Origin of the sequence: Aeromonas sp. ANP5 (assembly GCF_963870295.1) — a bacterium.
Taxonomy (GTDB): domain Bacteria; phylum Pseudomonadota; class Gammaproteobacteria; order Enterobacterales; family Aeromonadaceae; genus Aeromonas; species Aeromonas veronii.
Genome location: NZ_CAWMRY010000046.1, coordinates 1 through 17,219, shown reverse-complemented (window position 1 = coordinate 17,219; position 17,219 = coordinate 1). Strand labels below are relative to the sequence as shown.

17 protein-coding genes are annotated in these 17,219 nt (G+C 61.1%); 11 read left to right on the top strand and 6 right to left on the bottom strand.

Annotated elements, in window-relative coordinates; translation table 11 throughout:
* Window positions 1-14 precede the first annotated feature (14 nt).
* From glgB to msrB, 3 genes are all read left to right on the top strand, one after another.
* Entirely contained in the window at window positions 15-2,192 is a 2,178-nt protein-coding gene (gene glgB, locus AACT07_RS19985; protein ID WP_069529707.1) for a 1,4-alpha-glucan branching protein GlgB, read from the top strand.
* Window positions 2,192-4,348 (top strand): glycogen debranching protein GlgX, encoded by a 2,157-nt coding sequence (gene glgX, locus AACT07_RS19980; RefSeq protein ID WP_069529705.1) that lies wholly within the window; start codon window positions 2,192-2,194, stop codon window positions 4,346-4,348. The genes glgB and glgX overlap by 1 nt, the downstream gene beginning before the upstream one ends.
* A gap of 68 nt (window positions 4,349-4,416) precedes the next feature.
* Window positions 4,417-4,803 carry a peptide-methionine (R)-S-oxide reductase MsrB gene (gene msrB, locus AACT07_RS19975; RefSeq protein ID WP_040068248.1) on the top strand — a complete coding sequence of 129 codons (387 nt, stop codon included), beginning with the start codon at window positions 4,417-4,419 and terminating at the stop codon, window positions 4,801-4,803.
* A gap of 72 nt (window positions 4,804-4,875) precedes the next feature.
* On the opposite strand, the gene chrA is transcribed toward msrB, so the two are convergent.
* On the bottom strand, window positions 4,876-6,027 hold the full coding sequence (gene chrA / locus AACT07_RS19970; RefSeq protein WP_139123902.1) for a chromate efflux transporter: 1,152 nt from the start codon (window positions 6,025-6,027) through the stop codon (window positions 4,876-4,878).
* 73 nt (window positions 6,028-6,100) lie between these two features.
* Window positions 6,101-6,556: a nucleotide triphosphate diphosphatase NUDT15 gene (locus tag AACT07_RS19965; protein WP_021229584.1), complete on the bottom strand. Its 456-nt coding sequence runs from the start codon at window positions 6,554-6,556 to the stop codon at window positions 6,101-6,103.
* Window positions 6,557-6,756: 200 nt separating this feature from the next.
* On the opposite strand from AACT07_RS19965, the gene AACT07_RS19960 reads away from it, so the two are divergent.
* Window positions 6,757-6,984: a hypothetical protein gene (locus AACT07_RS19960; protein ID WP_069529702.1), complete on the top strand. Its 228-nt coding sequence runs from the start codon at window positions 6,757-6,759 to the stop codon at window positions 6,982-6,984.
* Window positions 6,985-7,129: 145 nt separating this feature from the next.
* Window positions 7,130-7,447, top strand: a complete 318-nt coding sequence (locus AACT07_RS19955) for a hypothetical protein (RefSeq protein ID WP_005343224.1) — start codon at window positions 7,130-7,132, stop codon at window positions 7,445-7,447.
* Between the two features lie 135 nt (window positions 7,448-7,582).
* On the opposite strand, the gene AACT07_RS19950 is transcribed toward AACT07_RS19955, so the two are convergent.
* A complete protein-coding gene (locus tag AACT07_RS19950) occupies window positions 7,583-8,059 on the bottom strand; it encodes an Lrp/AsnC family transcriptional regulator (protein WP_005304871.1) in 477 nt (158 codons plus the stop codon).
* Between the two features lie 311 nt (window positions 8,060-8,370).
* Complete coding sequence (locus AACT07_RS19945; protein WP_069529701.1) at window positions 8,371-8,994, bottom strand: helix-turn-helix transcriptional regulator; 624 nt, start codon at window positions 8,992-8,994, stop codon at window positions 8,371-8,373.
* Between the two features lie 106 nt (window positions 8,995-9,100).
* On the opposite strand from AACT07_RS19945, the gene AACT07_RS19940 reads away from it, so the two are divergent.
* Complete coding sequence (locus tag AACT07_RS19940; RefSeq protein WP_069529699.1) at window positions 9,101-10,330, top strand: MFS transporter; 1,230 nt, start codon at window positions 9,101-9,103, stop codon at window positions 10,328-10,330.
* A gap of 110 nt (window positions 10,331-10,440) precedes the next feature.
* Window positions 10,441-11,259: a Cof-type HAD-IIB family hydrolase gene (locus AACT07_RS19935; RefSeq protein ID WP_069529697.1), complete on the top strand. Its 819-nt coding sequence runs from the start codon at window positions 10,441-10,443 to the stop codon at window positions 11,257-11,259.
* A 51-nt stretch (window positions 11,260-11,310) separates the two neighbouring features.
* On the opposite strand, the gene AACT07_RS19930 is transcribed toward AACT07_RS19935, so the two are convergent.
* A complete protein-coding gene (locus tag AACT07_RS19930; protein WP_005362971.1) occupies window positions 11,311-11,874 on the bottom strand; it encodes a DUF2799 domain-containing protein in 564 nt (187 codons plus the stop codon).
* A 207-nt stretch (window positions 11,875-12,081) separates the two neighbouring features.
* Here AACT07_RS19930 and AACT07_RS19925 point away from each other — a divergent pair, with 207 nt between their 5' ends.
* On the top strand, window positions 12,082-12,921 hold the full coding sequence (locus tag AACT07_RS19925; RefSeq protein WP_069529696.1) for an isopenicillin N synthase family dioxygenase: 840 nt from the start codon (window positions 12,082-12,084) through the stop codon (window positions 12,919-12,921).
* A 211-nt stretch (window positions 12,922-13,132) separates the two neighbouring features.
* The gene (locus AACT07_RS19920) at window positions 13,133-14,446 is read left to right on the top strand and encodes a sodium-dependent transporter (protein ID WP_005335722.1); all 1,314 of its coding nucleotides are present in this window, start codon (window positions 13,133-13,135) and stop codon (window positions 14,444-14,446) included.
* Window positions 14,447-14,449: 3 nt separating this feature from the next.
* On the opposite strand, the gene AACT07_RS19915 is transcribed toward AACT07_RS19920, so the two are convergent.
* Entirely contained in the window at window positions 14,450-15,169 is a 720-nt protein-coding gene (locus AACT07_RS19915) for a substrate-binding periplasmic protein (RefSeq protein ID WP_069529694.1), read from the bottom strand.
* A gap of 431 nt (window positions 15,170-15,600) precedes the next feature.
* On the opposite strand from AACT07_RS19915, the gene AACT07_RS19910 reads away from it, so the two are divergent.
* Window positions 15,601-16,914 carry a sodium-dependent transporter gene (locus AACT07_RS19910; RefSeq protein WP_069529693.1) on the top strand — a complete coding sequence of 438 codons (1,314 nt, stop codon included), beginning with the start codon at window positions 15,601-15,603 and terminating at the stop codon, window positions 16,912-16,914.
* Between the two features lie 89 nt (window positions 16,915-17,003).
* A partial coding sequence (locus tag AACT07_RS19905; protein ID WP_216093294.1) for a hypothetical protein occupies window positions 17,004-17,219 on the top strand: 216 nt, incomplete at its 3' end.

The following is a 17,219-nucleotide window of genomic DNA, read 5'->3' as shown; positions in this document are numbered from 1 at the left end:
GAAAGGAAATCTCGATGCTCGTTGAACGTTTGGTTGCTGCCCGCTGTTCCGATCCCTTCTCTCACTTAGGCCTGCAGGCCAATCCGGATGGGCCCGGCCTCAAACTGACCGCCTGGTTGCCTGATGCCCTCGAAGTTCGCGTCAAGGATCTCAAGTCGGGCAAAGTCGTTGCCACCCTGGCGCCCACCGATGAATCGGGTCTTTTTGAAACTGTTTTCACCCGCCGCAAAAACTCCTTCCCCTATCAACTGCTCGCCAGCTACCAAGATGCCACCACCGAGGTCATCGACCCCTATCAGTTTCAGGATGCCGCCTGGGCAGGCCTGGCCGAACTGACCGCCCAACCGGAAAACCTCTACCACACCCTTGGCGCCCAACTGCGCACCGTGGAGCATCTTGGCCAGCAGGTGGAAGGGGTGCGTTTTGCGGTCTATGCACCGAGCGCCACCGCCGTGAGCCTCATCGGCGATTTCAACTTCTGGGATGGCCGCCGCCACCCGATGCAGCGCAGCCTCTGCGGTCACTGGGTGCTGTTTGTGCCGGGCCTCAAGGCCGGGGATCGCTACAAGTTCGAGCTCAAGGATCCCATGGGCAACCGGCTGCCCCACAAGAGCGACCCTGTCGGTTTCTACTGCGAGCAGTATCCGTCGTTCGCCTCCGTGGTCTATGACCACGCCCAGTACCAGTGGCAGGATGCCGAGTGGATTGCCAGCCAGCACAACGACAAACGCGAGCAACCCCTCTCCATCTATGAGCTGCATGTCGGCTCCTGGAAACGCCACCCCAACGGCGACAGCCTGAGCTGGCGCGAGCTGGCGGTGGAGCTGGTCGCCTACGTCAAGGAGATGGAGTACACCCACATCGAGCTGCTGCCGGTCTCCGAGCACCCCTTCAGCGGCTCCTGGGGCTACCAGCCGGTGGGCATGTTCTCCCCCACCAGCCGCTACGGCACCGCTGATGATTTCAAATACTTCGTCGACCAGTGCCACCAGGCCGGGATCGGCATCATTCTGGACTGGGTGCCCGCCCACTTCCCGTCCGATGCCCACGGCCTGGCCCGTTTCGATGGCACCCCGCTCTACGAATATGAAGATCCGCGCCGTGGCTGGCACCCGGACTGGAACTCCTACATCTACGACTTCGGCCGCGACACAGTGCGCCAGTTCCTGGTAGCGAGCGCCCTGTTCTGGCTCGACAAGTTCCACATCGACGGACTGCGAGTGGATGCGGTCGCCTCCATGCTCTATCTGGACTACTCCCGCAACGCCGGTGAGTGGGTACCGAACGTCGATGGCGGCAACCACAACTACGAGGCGATCAGCCTGCTCAAGTGGACCAACGAGGAGGTCTACGGCAAGTATCCCCACGCCATGACCATCGCCGAAGAGTCCACCGCCTTTGCCGGTGTCTCCCGCCCCACCTTCCTCGGCGGCCTCGGCTTTGGCTTCAAGTGGAATATGGGCTGGATGCACGACACCCTCACCTATATGCAGAAAGAGCCGATCCACCGCCGCTACCACCACAACGACATGACCTTCTCCATGGTTTACCACTATGACGAGAACTTCATCCTGTCGCTCTCCCACGACGAGGTGGTGCACGGCAAGCACTCCATGCTCTACAAGATGCCGGGCGACGAGTGGCAGCAAGCCGCCAACCTGCGGGCCTACATGGGCTTTATGTACGCCCACCCGGGCAAGAAGCTCAACTTCATGGGCACCGAGATCGCCCAAAGCAACGAGTGGAACCACGACGCCCAGCTGCCATGGCATCTGCTGCAATATCCCAAGCATGCCGGTCAGCAGCGGCTGATCCACGATCTCAACCACCTCTACCGTCATGAGCCTGCCTTGTATCAGGCCGATTATGAGCAGACCGGCTTCCGCTGGCTGGATCACAACGATGCCGACAACAGCATCTTTGCCTGGCTGCGGGCGGACAAAGAGGGCAAGCAGGCTATTGTGGTGGCTTGCAACTTCACCCCGGTGCCCCGTCTCGAATATCGGATCGGCGTCCCTGCGGCGGGCCACTATCGGGTGGTGCTCAACACCGACAGCGAGTATTACTGGGGTAGTAACTATGATGTAGGTCTGGTGTTCGCTGCCGAGCCGACCCCCTGGCAGGGGATGGCACACAGCATAGTGCTGGATCTGCCGCCGCTGGCGACCTTGTTTATCAAACAGGAGTCTTGATGCTTGTAATGGAAAAAGGGGTGGGCCACCCGCTGGGGGCCCGCCTTGACGAGAACGGTTGCCACTTCTGCGTCTGGGCCCCCCAGTCGGACAAGGTGGAGATCTGCCTGTACGATGATCAGGAGCAGGAGCTGATGCGGCTGGAGTTGCCCGGCCGCCGTGGCCAGTATCGCTTTGGCTACGTGCGCGGTGTAAAGGCCGGTCAGCGCTACGGCTATCGGGTCTATGGCACCCCGCAGGAGGGGATGCTGTTCGATCCGCAAAAACTGCTGATTGACCCCTACGCCAAGGCGCTCAGTCGTCCCACCTACTGGGATGAAGCCCTCTATCAGGGTGACAGTGCCGGGATGATTGCCAAGTCGGTGGTAGTGGATGACAGTTTTGACTGGCAAGGGGTTGGCAAACCCGGGATCAGCCCGGCCCGCACCATTATCTACGAGACCCACGTCAAGGGCTTTACCAAGCAGCACCCGGGGATCCCAAAAGCGCTGCAGGGCACCTACCTTGGCATCTGTCACCCGCTGGTTATCGAGCACATGAAGAGCCTCGGCATCACCTCGGTGCAGCTGATGCCGGTGGCCGCTTTCATGTCGGAACCGCGACTGGAGCAGCTGGGACTGACCAACTACTGGGGCTACAACCCCATCGCCTTCTTCGCCCCGGAGCCGCGTTACAGCACCAGAGCAGACGATGCGGTGACCGAGTTCAAGACCATGGTGCGCGAGCTGCACCGGGCCGGGCTCGAGGTGATCCTGGATGTGGTCTACAACCACACTGCCGCCTCTGGTTTCGACGGCCCCACCCTCTCGTTCAAGGGCTTTGACAACGCCGGTTACTACGCTTTTGAAGCGGGCCCCCACGGCCCCGACTACACCCGTCACGCCAACGTGACCGGTTGTGGCAACAGCGTCAATCTGGATCACCCCAACACCCTGCGGCTGGTGCTCGATGCTCTGCGTTACTGGGTCACCGAGATGCAGGTGGATGGCTTCCGTTTCGATCTGGCGGTGACGCTGGCGCGGGAAGCGGGGGAGTTCGAGCCCATGGGCGCCTTCTTCAAGGCCGTGATGGCCGACCCTGTGCTGTCACAGGTCAAACTCATCGCCGAACCCTGGGACATCGGTCCCTTCGGCTACCGGCTGGGTCAATTCCCGAGCCAGTGGCAGGAGATCAACGACCGCTACCGCGACACGGTGCGCGCCTTCTGGCGCGGTGATGCGGGCAAGATGGGGGACTTTGCCACCCGCTTGGTGGGGTCGCGGGATATCTTCCCGAAGAACTGGCGCTCCCCCCACACCAGCGTCAACTACATCTGCTATCACGACGGTTTCACCCTGGAGGATCTGGTCTCCTACAACCAGCGCCACAATCAGGCCAATGGTGAAGACAATCGGGATGGTCACGGCAACAACCTCTCCTATAACCACGGGGTAGAGGGGCCGACCCTGGATCCGCGGGTCAACAGCCTGCGCCAGCAGCAGAAGCGCAATCTGATTGCCACCCTGCTGCTGTCGCAAGGGACCCCCCACTTCCTCGCCGGCGACGAGATGGGCCGCAGCCAGCTTGGCAACAACAACGCCTACTGTCAGGACAACCAGATCAGCTGGGTCAACTGGCAGTGGCGACCGGAGGATGAGCGGCTGTTCGCCTTCACCCAGCAGATGATGGCACTGCGGGCGGAGTCCAGCGTCTTCTCCAACCTGCAACTGAGCGACGACAGCTGGAATGGCACCCCGTCCAGCTGCCATCAGGTCAACTGGTATCACCCGGACGGCCACCAGCTCACCGATCAAGATTGGCACGCCCCCATGGGGCAGGCGTTCGCCATGGATATCGGCATGATCAACTGTGTCGGCGAGCGCTGGTACGTGCTGTTCAACGCCAGCGATTACGACATCCAGTTCCGCCTGCCACCGCCGGGGGAAGGGCTGGAGTGGATCCAGACCATCGACACCGCCACCAACGATGGCCTCCCCTTCCTGCCGGATGACATCAAACGGCAGGTGGCGGTCGGCCGGGCCCACTCCCTCAAACTGCTGGAGCGGGTGGCGCTGGCCAGCACGGCGGAGGATGCCCAACCACCGCAGCAGGAAATTCTCCCTGCATCCGGTGAGGAGATGGTTGCCACCTCGATCACAGATACAGGCAAAGCATAAGAGGCATGCTGGAGTCAGCTTTACAGAGCCGCTATGCTGGGCTCCGGTATGGATGGCAAGGAGTCGGTATGAGCAGTAACAATCCGGAACAGTGGCGCAGCAAACTGACAGCCGAGCAGTTTCACGTCTGCTGGGAGAAGGGCACCGAGCGCCCCTACAGCGGCGCCCTGCTCCACAATCGCAAGAGCGGCGACTACCTCTGTGTCTGCTGCAAGAGCGTGCTGTTTCACTCAGGAGCCAAGTTTGATTCCGGCTGCGGCTGGCCCTCGTTCGACAAGGCCATCGAGGGGACGGTGGAGTACACCGAGGACAACAGCCACGGCATGAAGCGAGTGGAGATCACCTGCCGCCAGTGCGGCTCTCACCTCGGTCACGTCTTCCCCGACGGACCGACCGAGACAGGCCAGCGCTACTGCGTCAACAGCCTGAGTCTGGATTTCGATCCCGACGCTTAAGCGGCTGACCAATTGCAATAAAAACGGCGCCTCCATCACTGAGGCGCCGTTTTTATCAGGATTTCACCGCATTCACGCCAGCAGGATAGCAGCCATCACCAACAGGGCCGCGATGGCCGGCACCGGCAACTTCAACACCCGCAGCAGATAAAAGCCGATGGCCGCCAGCGCCAGATCGGTCGGCGCCAGCACCGCACTCTGCCACACCGGCTGATAGAGGGCCGCCAGCAGCAATCCCACTACGGCGGCGTTGATTCCGGTGACGGCCCCCGCCAGACGGGGACGGGCCAGCCACTGTTGCCAGCAGGGGCCCACCGCCCAGAGCAGCAGAAAACCGGGTGCAAAGAGCGCCAGGGTCGCCGACAAGGCTCCGAGCAGCGGCATCTCGGGCTGCAACTGGGCGCCAAGATAGGTGGCAAGGGTAAACATGGGGCCCGGCACCAACTGGGCCAGGCTGTAACCGGTCAGAAACTGCTGCTCGTTGAGAGTGTGTCCCACGCTCTCTTGCAGTAGCGGCAGCACCACATGGCCACCGCCAAACACCAGACTACCGGCGCGATAGAAGTCGGCAGCCAACTGGCCAAGCGGGCTGCCGAGCAGCGGCAGGCCGATAAAATGGATGCCAAACAGCAGCAGGGTCGGCCAATGAGGCTGACTGGCAGCGGCAGCAGGCAGCTCGGCGGTGGCAGGGCGACTACCCGCCCCGTGCTGGCTGCGGGCGCAGATCAACGCAGCTCCCGCCAGCATCAACAGTTGAGTCAGCAGACCGGGCTGCCACCAGAGTGCAGCAGCGGTCACCACCATGATCCCTTGGGTCATTCCCGTGGCACAGAACTGACGACTCATGGTGAGCACCGCATCGGCCACCACGATAAGCGCCAGCAGCTTGAGGCCGTGCAACGCCGCATCGAGCCACAGATTGCTGCCCAGCTGGCCGATGCCGATCGCGGCCGCCAGTAGCAGCAGAAATGAGGGCAGCGTGAAGCCAACAAAAGCAGAGAGCGCCCCGCCCAGACCGGCGCGATGACGACCGATGGCGAAACCAAGCTGGCTGGAGGCGGGCCCCGGCAGCAGTTGGCACAGCGCCAGCAAGCGGGCAAATTCGGCCTGTGTCAGCCAGCCGAGCCGCTGGACGAAGGTGCGCTGGAAATAGCCGATATGAGCGGCCGGACCACCAAAGCTGATGCATCCCAGCCATAAAAACTGAATAAATACCTGTCCCACGCTCTTCTCCCTCATCCCTCTTCTCCCGATGGAGAGGGGGTATTATGACAGCGCGATGATCGTTTTATGACAATCAGGCTGATTCGGCCGACACCATGGGCACATCACCCGGCAGATAGCAGCGCCCCGCCAGCCAGCAGGCGATGGACTGACGGCTGGCATCGAAGTGGGGCTCGGGCAACTCGCGCGGATCGCACCAGACCCAGCCTTCGCACTTCTCCGGCTCCAGCAGCTGCGGTTCGCCATCTGCCCGGGCATGCAGCGTCACCGAGATATAGTGCAGCCCGCTCTCGCGCCAGGTCTCCAGATTGTTGGTCACCGCCACCACCTCGGGCCCGTGGATCTCCAGTCCCGTCTCCTCGGCCACCTCGCGGATCGCCGCCGACTCGAAGCTCTCCCCCAACTCCAGATGACCACCCGGGATCGACCAGTAGGGGGCATGGCTCCCTTTGCGTTTGCCAAGCAGCACCTGGCCTTGGGCGTTGGTCAGGATGACGCCGACCCCGACGCGGGGATAGAGAGTGGACATGAAAACGCTCCTTCAATCAGGCAATAAAACGGCCCCACCTTAGGCCCAAGGAGGGCACAGGGCAAGCCCCGGCTGCACGGCACCTGTCGGTGGCTCCTCCCCTTGCCCCTGAACCGGTTATCACTGATGCTGGGGAGTGAAGCCCGGATGGAGAAGTCATCCCAATCCTCTCAGTCCCCCATCACCCCGAGGAGTCCGCCATGAAAAAATTGCTCCCCCTGTGCGCCCTGCTGCTCACGGCTTGCCAAACCACGCCGCCCCCCAACTCGCTCGCCATCGATGATGCCGACGCCTGGCAGGCCATTTGCAAAGATGGCACCCAGGTTCGCACCGTGGTGGCAGAGGGGATCTGTGGGGATCATCGCGGGGTAGCCATGTGGACGAATAAGCCAAGAGCTGAACGGATGGCAGAAGAAGCCGCCAAATAGTGTGATCCAGACACCATAAAATGACTCTGCCGGCCAATTGACCGGATTTTTTCGCGATCTCGCCAGCACTTTGCCACCTTGTTCATGGTGCGCTCAGTTTTCTGTTCCCATACTGGCCCTACAGTTCCAAAAGAGGAGAGACAAGATGCAAACATCCATCGTCGGGCTCTCCATTCTGTGGGGGCTAGCCAGTTTTGGTGTTCAGGGGGATTTCATCGAGAGCCGTGATTCCGTTGCGCCATCCTGGCAAGCCGAGTCCAGAGTGGAGATGGAAGGTTATCTGATTGAATCGCTTGGCGAAGATCGCTGGCTGTTCGACAACGGCAGCGAGAGCCTGCTGGTCTCCCTGCCCGAGGGGCAGTGGGTGCCGACCGGCGAGCGGCTGCGAGTCAGCGGCGAACCGCAGCAGGAGCAGAGCGGCTGGCTGCTGCAGGTGGAAGACATCAGCCAGGTCAGCGTCTGACCACAGCAGTCGCCATTCCCCGTCACCGCGACAGCTAATCCAGACCGATAACCACTACCGAATAACCAAGAGCGAATAGCAAAAGAGGAGGCCACTGGCCTCCTCTTTCTGTTTCTATGAGCGGTTTGCGCAGCCTTAACCCAGATGGTTGAGCGGCAGCGCCGTCTTGTGCTTGATGCGGCGCAGCACGAAGCTGGAGCGCACCCCGGTCACCCCCGGAATATGGGTCAGCTTGTCCAGCAGGAAGTGCTGGTAGTGCTCCATGTCGCGCACCACCACCTTGAGCTGGTAGTCGGCATCGTTGCCGGTGATGAGGTCACACTCCAGCACTTCGGGCAGTTCGCTGATGGCGCGATCGAAATTCTCGAACCGCTCGGGCGTGTGTCTGTCCATGGAAATGTGAATGTAGGCGGTGAGGGTGAGGCCAAGCTGGCGGGCGTTGAGCAGAGTAACGTGGGTGTCGATGAGGCCGGCATCCTCCAGCGCCTTGACCCGGCGGGAGCAGGGGGACGGTGAGAGCCCGACCAGCTCGGCCAGTTCCAGATTGCTGATGCGGCCATTCTCCTGCATCAGCTCGAGAATATGTCTGTCTATGCGATCAAGTTTCAGCATTTACCCTTCCTCGTTGCAATGACTAATCCACTTTTCCTAGATTAAGGGTGAACTATTGCAAAAACAACCGAAATAAGTGGTTACTTTGCAACCACTCACCGGCACGGGAGGGATACTATGGTTACATCTTCCGGTGGCAAAGCAGATACCTGACCGGGTCTCTGCGGTGAAGGACCTTACTGGGTCAAGAGCCCCATCAGCCGTCTTACCTTATCGGGAAACGACGGGCTGGAACGAGAGAACCCACTCCCCGAAGGCAACAAAGCAGGCATCCCGGCGCCTGCTTTGTTGTTTTTGGGCGTTTGACGAAATCAGAGCGCGGGCGGCGTGATGCGATAGAGGCAGCGATGCGCCCCCTCCAGCAGATATTGCTCCCGCTCCACCGTCGCCGGCGCCAGCAGCTGGCGAAACAGCGCCAGTTCGCTGCGACAGAAACCGCGGCAGGTGCGCGCCGCCGCACAGATGGGACAGTGGCTCTCCCACAGCAGCCAGCTGCCATCCTCTTCGCGGCGGATCTCCGCCATATAGCCCTCGCGGCTGCGCAGCTCCCTGAGCGCCGCCAGCCGGCCAGAGAGGCCATGGGACCCCAGCGCCTCCTGATAACGAGCAAGCATCTGCTGCTCCCGCTGCTGGATCAGCCGTTCCATCCCCTCCTCGCCAAACAGCTCGCGCACGTTGTCGATCAACTGCACGGTCAGGTCGCTATGGCTATCGGGGAAGCGCTGCCAGGCCTGCTCGGTGAGCTGCCACAGCCGCACGGGACGACCGCGCCCGCGCGCCTCGTCGCTGAATGTAACCCACCCCTCCTGCTCGAGCGTGAGCAGGTGCTGGCGGGCGCCCATGGAGGTCATCTGCAACTGCTCCCCCAGCGCGGCGGCGCTCTGCGGGCCATGGCTCTTGAGCAGAAACAGGATCTTGTCGGTGCTTGCGTTCATGGTCTCATTATGGGGATCGCCCTTTATTAAATCAACAATTCACTTTACTTAATCCCGTCTATGAATCAGCATAAATAAACAAATAACTTTACTTAATGGGTGCAACATGGAGAAACACGGGCACAAAAATCCCCTCTGGGTGCTGGTCATGACGGTCACGCTGGCAGTTGCAGGCTTCAGTCTCCCCTCCCCGGTGTTGGCACCTTTGCTGCTGGATCCAGCGCAGGGGATGCTGACGCCGGAAGCCTCCGACTGGAGCCGCAAGGTGTGGCTGGGGGTCATCATGGGGCTCTATCCCCTGTTCCAGCTGGTGGGCAGCCCCTGGCTCGGTCGCCTCTCCGACCGCTATGGCCGCAAGCCACTGCTGTTGCTCTCGCTGGCGGGGGTTCTGGCAGGCTATGCCCTGATGGCACTCGGTATCGCCTGGCGCTCCCTCCCCCTGCTGCTGCTCAGCCGGATTGTGGAGGGGCTGTGCAACGGCAACATCGCCATCGTGCAAGCGATGGCGGCGGATCTCGCCGGCAAGGAGCACAAGGCCCGCAGCTTCGCCTGGATCAACATCGGCATGAATCTGGGCTGGGTCGTGGGGCCGATGATCGGGGGCTACGCCGCGGTGATCTCGGGGGATTACAGTCTGGCCGCCTGGCTGGCGGTAGGAATGACCCTGCTCAACCTGCTGCTGGTCTACTGGTTGATCCCCTATCGTCCGCCGGTGGCGGCAACCCGTCAGACAGCGACCCTCTCCAGCCGCCAGCTGTTGTTGCAACCGGCCCTGCTGCCCTACTTCGCGCTCACCCTGATCAGCTATGGCGCCGTGCAGCTCTATTTCACCTACTTCAATATCTGGCTGGTGGAGCGGCTGGCCTGGGATCCGGCCCAGCTGGCGCAGGCAGCGGTGCTGGTGAGCCTGCCCATGATGGCGGGCTCCTGGCTCGGCTCTCGCATCGCCCATCACTGGCGCGGCAGCTCCCTCGGCATTGTCGGCCATCTGGTGATGGCGAGCGGCATGCTGCTCTTTATCCTGCCCGTGCACTGGTGGGGACTGGCGCTTACCTTCGTTCCCGCTGGCATCGGCATGAGTCTGGGGGAGCTGGCCACCTCGGTGGCGATCTCCAACCGCAGTCACCCGGAGCAACAGGGGCAGGCGATGGGGCTCTACCGCGCCCTCGCCGTAGGCAGCGAGATACTGGCGGTGCTGCTCGGCAGTCTGGTGCTGCTGGCCGGTACCGAGTGGCCCTTCTATCTCGCCACCCTCTGCTCCCTTGCCAGTGCCGCCGGTTTCTATCTGCTGCGTCGCCGTGCCGACCGTCGTCAACAGCTGGCCAGCTGCACCTGAGCCACGAAGGGATCACAGTTCGGCGCTTCGGCTGCGGGCAAGACTTGCATCGGGGCGCCGGGTCTGGGACGGTAAAGCTCTTTGCGGATTTGTTCGATGTTGGAGGAGCTATGAGTGAGTACAAGGCCATCGCGCTCGATATGGATGGCACCCTGCTGACCCGGGATCACAAGATCTCGTCGGCCACCCGGGCAGCACTGGTGCAGGCCCGCGCCCACGGCATCAAGGTGCTGCTGGTCACGGGACGCCACTACATGACGGCACGTCCCTTCCACCACGAGCTGGCCCTCGATACCCCTCTCATCTGCAGCAATGGCGCCTATCTCTATGATCCGGTGCAGAACCGGATCCTAAGTGGCGACCCGCTGGCGGCCGCCCCGCTTACCGAGCTGTTGGCCTCGGTCGAGGCACAACAGATGGGCGCCCTGTTCCACCTGAGCGAAGGGATCGGCTACATCGGCTGCGAAGAGCATGTCACCCGCATCCGCCACTGGTCGGCCAATCAGCCGGACCACCTCAGGATCGCCATCCATCCGGTTGAGGAGCTGGCAGGCTGGCTCGACAACCCGGTCTGGAAACTGGAGCTGTTCAATCAGGATCCGGCACGCCTGCACACCTTTATGGGCGAGGTGGTCGAACAGATGCCCTTTACCCGTGACTGGGCTGCCCCCTATGCGGTGGAGCTGGTACAGCCCGGTTGCAGCAAGGGCAACCGGCTGGCCCAGTGGGCCGCCAGTGAAGGGATTGCAATGGAGCAGGTGGTGGCGTTTGGGGATAACAACAACGACATCAGCATGTTCGAGCAAGTTGGGCTGGCGGTGGCCATGGGCAATGCGGCCCCGCAGATCCAGAGCCATGCCCATCGGGTCACGGCCGACCACAACGAAGATGGTATCGCACTGGCGCTGCAGCGCTGGGTACTGCCCTGATCTGACAAGATGCAACATGGCCAGCACGCGGGCTGGCCATGAAGAGAGGGATTAACCGCCGAAGGAGAACTGGATCACCCGATCCGGATAGCGCAGACGGTTGTACTCCCGGCGCAGGGATTCGTAGTGGCGAATGGCCCGATCGCGCTTGGCGCGGTAATAGTCACGCTGTTCCGTGTTGGTTTCGTTGCGGATGCTGCGCTCCAGCGTATCGATATCCCGCTCGGTACGCTCCAGCTCGTCGCTGATCTCCCGCAGGCGAGCAGCCAGTTTGTACTCTTCGTAGCCACGCTGATACTGCTTGAGGAAGCTGGCGTCATTGGGGCATACCCCCAGATAAGCCTGCCCCTCCTTGCCCTTGCTGTAAGCCAGCTCGGGAATGCAGTAGAGCTCCAGCCCCTTGTCGTAGCCCCGTTTCCACTCGGCTTCATCCACTTTGAGGCCATATTCGCTGCAAGACGAAACGTAATCGCGGGTCGCCTGACGGGTTTTGCCTTCCGATCCATCCTGATAACCCAGGTTGTACCAGCTCATGGTGCGGCACTCATCTTCTGACAGGGCACTGCATCCCGCCAGCAATACCGGCAGGGTCAGCAACAGGATTTTGGGGGACATGAACAGACTCCGGAAAAGATAGTGAGCGGCATTCTAGAGAGGATAAAAGGCCATAACAAGGGATGCGCTCCCGTGCGGTCTGGCGCGGTTTATTTGATGTTTTTGTCACTATTCAACGCCGTGCCAGACGGGGCGGCCAACCCGCTTTCCTTGTTATCAGGCGCAAGGTAAACTGCGCCATCTTTTAACTGGCTCGCAACAAAAACAATGAAAGTCCTGACCGTCGATTACCGCTCACCCGATGCGGCCCAACGCTTCACCGAATCCCTGCGAACCACCGGCTTTGGCGTGCTGACCAACCACCCCATCCCGAAAGAGCTGGTGCAGTCCATCTACGACAACTGGTATCGCTTCTTCATGAGCGAGCAGAAGCAGGATTTCCTGTTCAACCGCGAAACCCAGGATGGCTACTTCCCGCCGTCGGTCTCCGAGGTGGCCAAGGGCCATAGCCAGAAAGACATCAAGGAGTACTTCCACATCTACCCCTGGGGCCAGATGCCGGAAGAACTGAAGGAGCAGGCGATGGAGTACTACCGCCTCGCCAACGGTCTGGCCGCCGAGCTGCTGGGCTGGGTCGAGCAGTACACCCCGGCCGATATCGCCGCTCACTACAGCTGCCCCCTCTCCTCGATGATCGAAGAGAGCCAGAAGACCCTGCTGCGGGTGCTGCACTATCCGCCGTTCGATGGCACCGAGGAACCGGGCGCCATCCGCGCCGCCGCCCACGAGGATATCAACCTGCTCACCATTCTGCCCGCCGCCAACGAGCCGGGGCTGCAGGTGAAGGGCTCCGACGACGAGTGGATGGATGTGCCGTGCGACTTTGGCACCCTCATCATCAATATCGGCGACATGCTGCAGGAGGCCTCTCGCGGCTACTACCCTTCCACCACTCACCGCGTCATCAACCCGACCGGTGGCAGTGCCAGCAAGTCACGCATCTCGCTGCCGCTGTTCCTCCATCCGCGCCCGGATGTGGTGCTCTCCGAGCGCCATACTGCCCACAGCTACCTGATGGAGCGGCTGCGGGAGCTGGGGGTGATCTAGTCCGCCGACGAACCGTTGTCAGAAACCAAACCGGAGCAATCTCGCTCCGGTTTTTATTTGGTGGCAGGATTGGGCAAAAAACAGAATTAAATTAGCCAATCGTACCAATAAATCGCATTTATACCCGATAACCGTCGTAGTGATTGCGCCGTGCCCTCCGTAACATGAGCGCCATTCTGCCCCTGCCAAGGGGCGCTCGATTGGAGTTCTTATGAAGCAGTCCCAATGGTCATCCCGACTCGGCTACATCCTCGCCGCAGCGGGTTCCGCGGTCGGTATCGGCGCAATCTGGAAATTCCCCTATGTCACCGCCGTCAACGGCGGCGGCGCCTTCCTGCTGGTCTTTCTGCTGTTCAGCTTCACGCTGGGGGTTGCGGTACTGATGGGGGAAACCCTGCTCGGCAGCATGAGTCGCCGCGGGGTAGTCGGAGCCTTCTCCGATCTGCTCGGCAAACAGTGGCGCTGGGTTGGGGTAATGGGGGTGATCTCTACCCTGCTCATCTACTGCTTCTACAGCGTGGTGGGCGGCTGGACCCTGGGTTATACCGGCATGGCCATCTCAGGCCAGCTCAACCATGGCGATGCGGCGGCCCTCACCGCCCGCTTCAATGACTATGTCAGCGGCGACGTCTGGCCAATCCTCACTCACCTGCTGTTTGCCGCCCTCACCTGGATGGTGGTACAAGGCGGGATCCAGAAAGGGGTGGAACGTACCCTGCGCTGGATGATGCCGGCCCTGTTCCTGATGATCCTGATGCTGGTCGCCTTTGGCCTCACCCTGCCTAATGCGATGGCGGGAGTACGTCACTTCCTGATGCCCGACTTCAGTAAGCTGGGGATGTCCGGCGTGCTCGATGCCATGGGGCTGGCCTTCTTCTCCCTCTCCATAGGTCTGGGCATTCACACCACCTACGGCGCCTATCTGCCGACCAGCGAAGGGGTTGGCCGCTCCAGCCTCTGGGTGGTGCTGCTGGCCAGCATGGTGGCGGTACTGGCGGGGCTGATGATTTTCCCGGTGCTGGCTTCGACCGGTATCGACCCGGCCTCCGGTCCCGGTCTCACCTTTATGACCATGCCGGCGGTGTTTCAACTGCTGCCATTCGGTCAGGTGCTTGAGGTGATCTTCTTCGCCCTGCTGGTCTTTGCGGCGCTCTCCTCGGCCATCTCCCTGCTGGAGCATTTGCAGTGCTTCCTGTGCGAGACCTGGGGCTGGTCACGCCGCACGGCATGCAGCGCCATCACTGGATTCGTCATGGTTAGCGGTGTTCCGGTCAGCCTGTCGTTTGGCCCGTTGCAACACGCCACCCTGTTTGGCAAAACCATTTTCGAGTTGCTGGACTTTGTCACCTCCAACCTGATGATGCCGCTGTTCGGCCTGATGCTGACGCTGCTGCTGGGCTGGAAGCTGGGACGCAAGGCGCTGCCGCAGGGGATTGCCAGCCACTGGCATCACCTGCTGATGAACTGCTGGCGCTGGATTGCCCCCTTGCTGATCGGCGGGATCTTGATTCGCGGTCTGGTGTGACGGTTACTCTTCGCGGGTGGGCTCATCGGCCCGCCCCTGTGCGGCTCTGACGGCCTCCAGGGCATGCTGCCAGCGGGTGATCTCGGCATCATCCGTTCCCTTGGAGAAGACGATATAGAGACCGGCCTGATGGAGCAGTACGCCACTGCTGACGATGCTGCGCCGGGATAACCCCATCTTGTCGAGGGTGGCCTCCATCACCAGCTCCGCCATCGGCAAGGCATCGATCTTGCCCAGCATCAGCCGCTCTATCGCCTCCCCGACCGTCTTGTAGCGCACCAGATTGGTGTAGCCCTCATGGGTCAGCCGCACATCATCGGCATTGCCCAGCACTACCCCCACTCTGGGCAGGTCTCGCAGCTGTGCCAGCGAGGTCAGCGGGTGGCGACTATCCGGCGCCTGATAGATAAAGACCCGATTGATAAAGAGCGGGCCAACCCATTTGAAATGAGACTCCCGCTCCGGGAGCCGCTGTACCACGAACAGTCCATAGCCGGGCTCGACCCGTGCCAGCGCCAGCGCCCGCTTGAGCGGGTAAATCCGCACCGGATAGCGGGTGCCAAGCTCCTCCTGCACCTCATCGATCAAACGAATGGCGAAGCCATCGAGCTTGCCGTCGCGGTATTCGGTAAAGGGGGGTAAGTCGTGACTCAGCAGGGTTAATCCGGGCTGCGCCGACACACTCAGGCTGATCAGCAACCAGGGCAACATCATCCATCTCATACGACATCCTGTCTCATTGTTGTTCCCGTCAGCGCCATGTAGCAGTCACTAGTTCCAGAAGAAGCTACGTCGATTATCGCCCAGTAAATAGCCGCAAGGTAGAAAAGATACGGCCCTGCGAGGTTCTCCCCCATTGAGCTGTACGTATAGCCAGAGTGGTGACAGCGGCACACATAAAAAATTTTGATTTTATGTGTCAATTATTCTTTCCATGGTTTAGGCTGTTTCCTCATTCATTAGTCAGGTTGTCACCTCATGTCTGCCATCCTCGTGCTGTTTGGTCGATTTTTTAGCTCGCAAGAGAGGTGACCTTGCACGCACAGTTTTTCTGAATGTTCATTGCAAAGGTCGCCTCAGGCGGCCTTTTTTATGGTCTGTCGTTTATTGCTACAGAGGAGTATTGCTTCGATGTCGTGTTACCCGGAGGTTGTATGAGCCAGGTTCAGTGGTCTTCCCGTCTCGGTCATGTGCTGGCCGCAGCAGGCACAGCGATTGGCCTTGGTGCCATCTGGAAGTTTCCCTATGTGACCGCCACCAATGGCGGTGGCGCCTTTCTGCTGGTGTTTCTGTTGTTCAGCTTCACCTTGGGGGTAGCGGTACAGGTCGGCGAAACCCTGCTCGGCAGCCATAGCCAGCGCGGGGTGCTCGGCGCTTTTCGCAAACTGGTAGGGCCGAACTGGCGCTGGATGGGGTATATGGGGATCGCCTGCGGCTTCTTTATCTACAGCTTCTACAGCGTGGTAGGCGGCTGGACCGTGGGTTACGCCGCGCTGGCGATGGCTGGCAAGCTCAACCTGAGCGGGGGGAGCGCCCTCACCGCCCTGTTCAACGGCTATGTCAGCAACCCCTGGTGGCCGGTGCTGACCCATCTGATCTTCGCAGGCCTGACCTGGTGGTTCGTGCAGGGGGGGATTCAGAAAGGGGTGGAGCGGGCACTGCGCTGGATGATGCCCGCGCTCTTCATCATGATGTTGCTGCTGGTTGGGGTCGGTCTCTCCATGCCGGGCTCCATGGCGGGTGTGCGCCAGCTGCTGCTGCCGGACTTCTCCATGCTGACCGGCCAGAGCGTGCTGGACGCGCTGGGGCTGGCCTTCTTCTCCCTCTCCATCGGGCTCGGGGTACACACGACTTATGGCGCCTACCTGCCCAATAGCGAAGGGGTGCTGCGCTCCGGAGTCTGGGTAGTCACTCTGGCAAGCCTTATCTCGGTGCTGGCGGGCTTGATGATCTTCCCGGCGCTGGCCTCCACCGGCATCGATCCCACCGCGGGCCCAGGGCTCACCTTTATGACCATGCCCGCCGTGTTCAGTCATCTGCCGTTCGGTCAGGGGCTGGGGGTGATCTTCTTCCTGTTGCTGCTGGTCGCCGCTCTCTCCTCCTCCATCTCCATGCTGGAGCATCTGGTGCGCTTCACCACCGAGGAGTGGGGCTGGTCGCGTCGTGGCGCCTGCAGGGTACTGACTCTGCTCATCATGGCCTCCGGCATTCCGGTGAGCCTGTCGTTCGGCCCATGGAGCGATCTGACCCTGTTTGGCAAGACCATCTTCGAGTTGCTCGACTATCTGACCTCAAACCTGATGATGCCGCTGTTTGGTCTGGTACTGACCCTGCTGCTTGGCTGGCGCCTAGGTGATGCCATTCTCCCTTCGGGCCTGTCACCCGCCCTGCGTCTGGCGCTGCTCTGGTGCTGGCGCGTGGTGGCGCCGCTGCTGATCAGCGGGATCCTGATCCGCGGGATCATGTAACACCTTGCGCATCCGTGCGGGCAGGCCTTGGCCTGCCCTTTTTATTGCTGGCATTTGCTTTAACAGGCGTTCATATAAGCAGCATCACGATGGACAGGAGTGAAGTCAGTGGCCGTCGAACAATCTCGGAAGAGCAGGATGAAGAAGGATCGGAGTGGCAGAGCGGCACAATAAGAAGTGGCGTTCGGCTCGCCACACCGGCAACAGAAGAAGTTGAAGTACTGAATTGCGGGCAAAAAAAATCCCCATTTGAGTGGGGACTTTCTCTGCAACTGAAGCTGATATCTCAGCTTCGCTTGCGAATA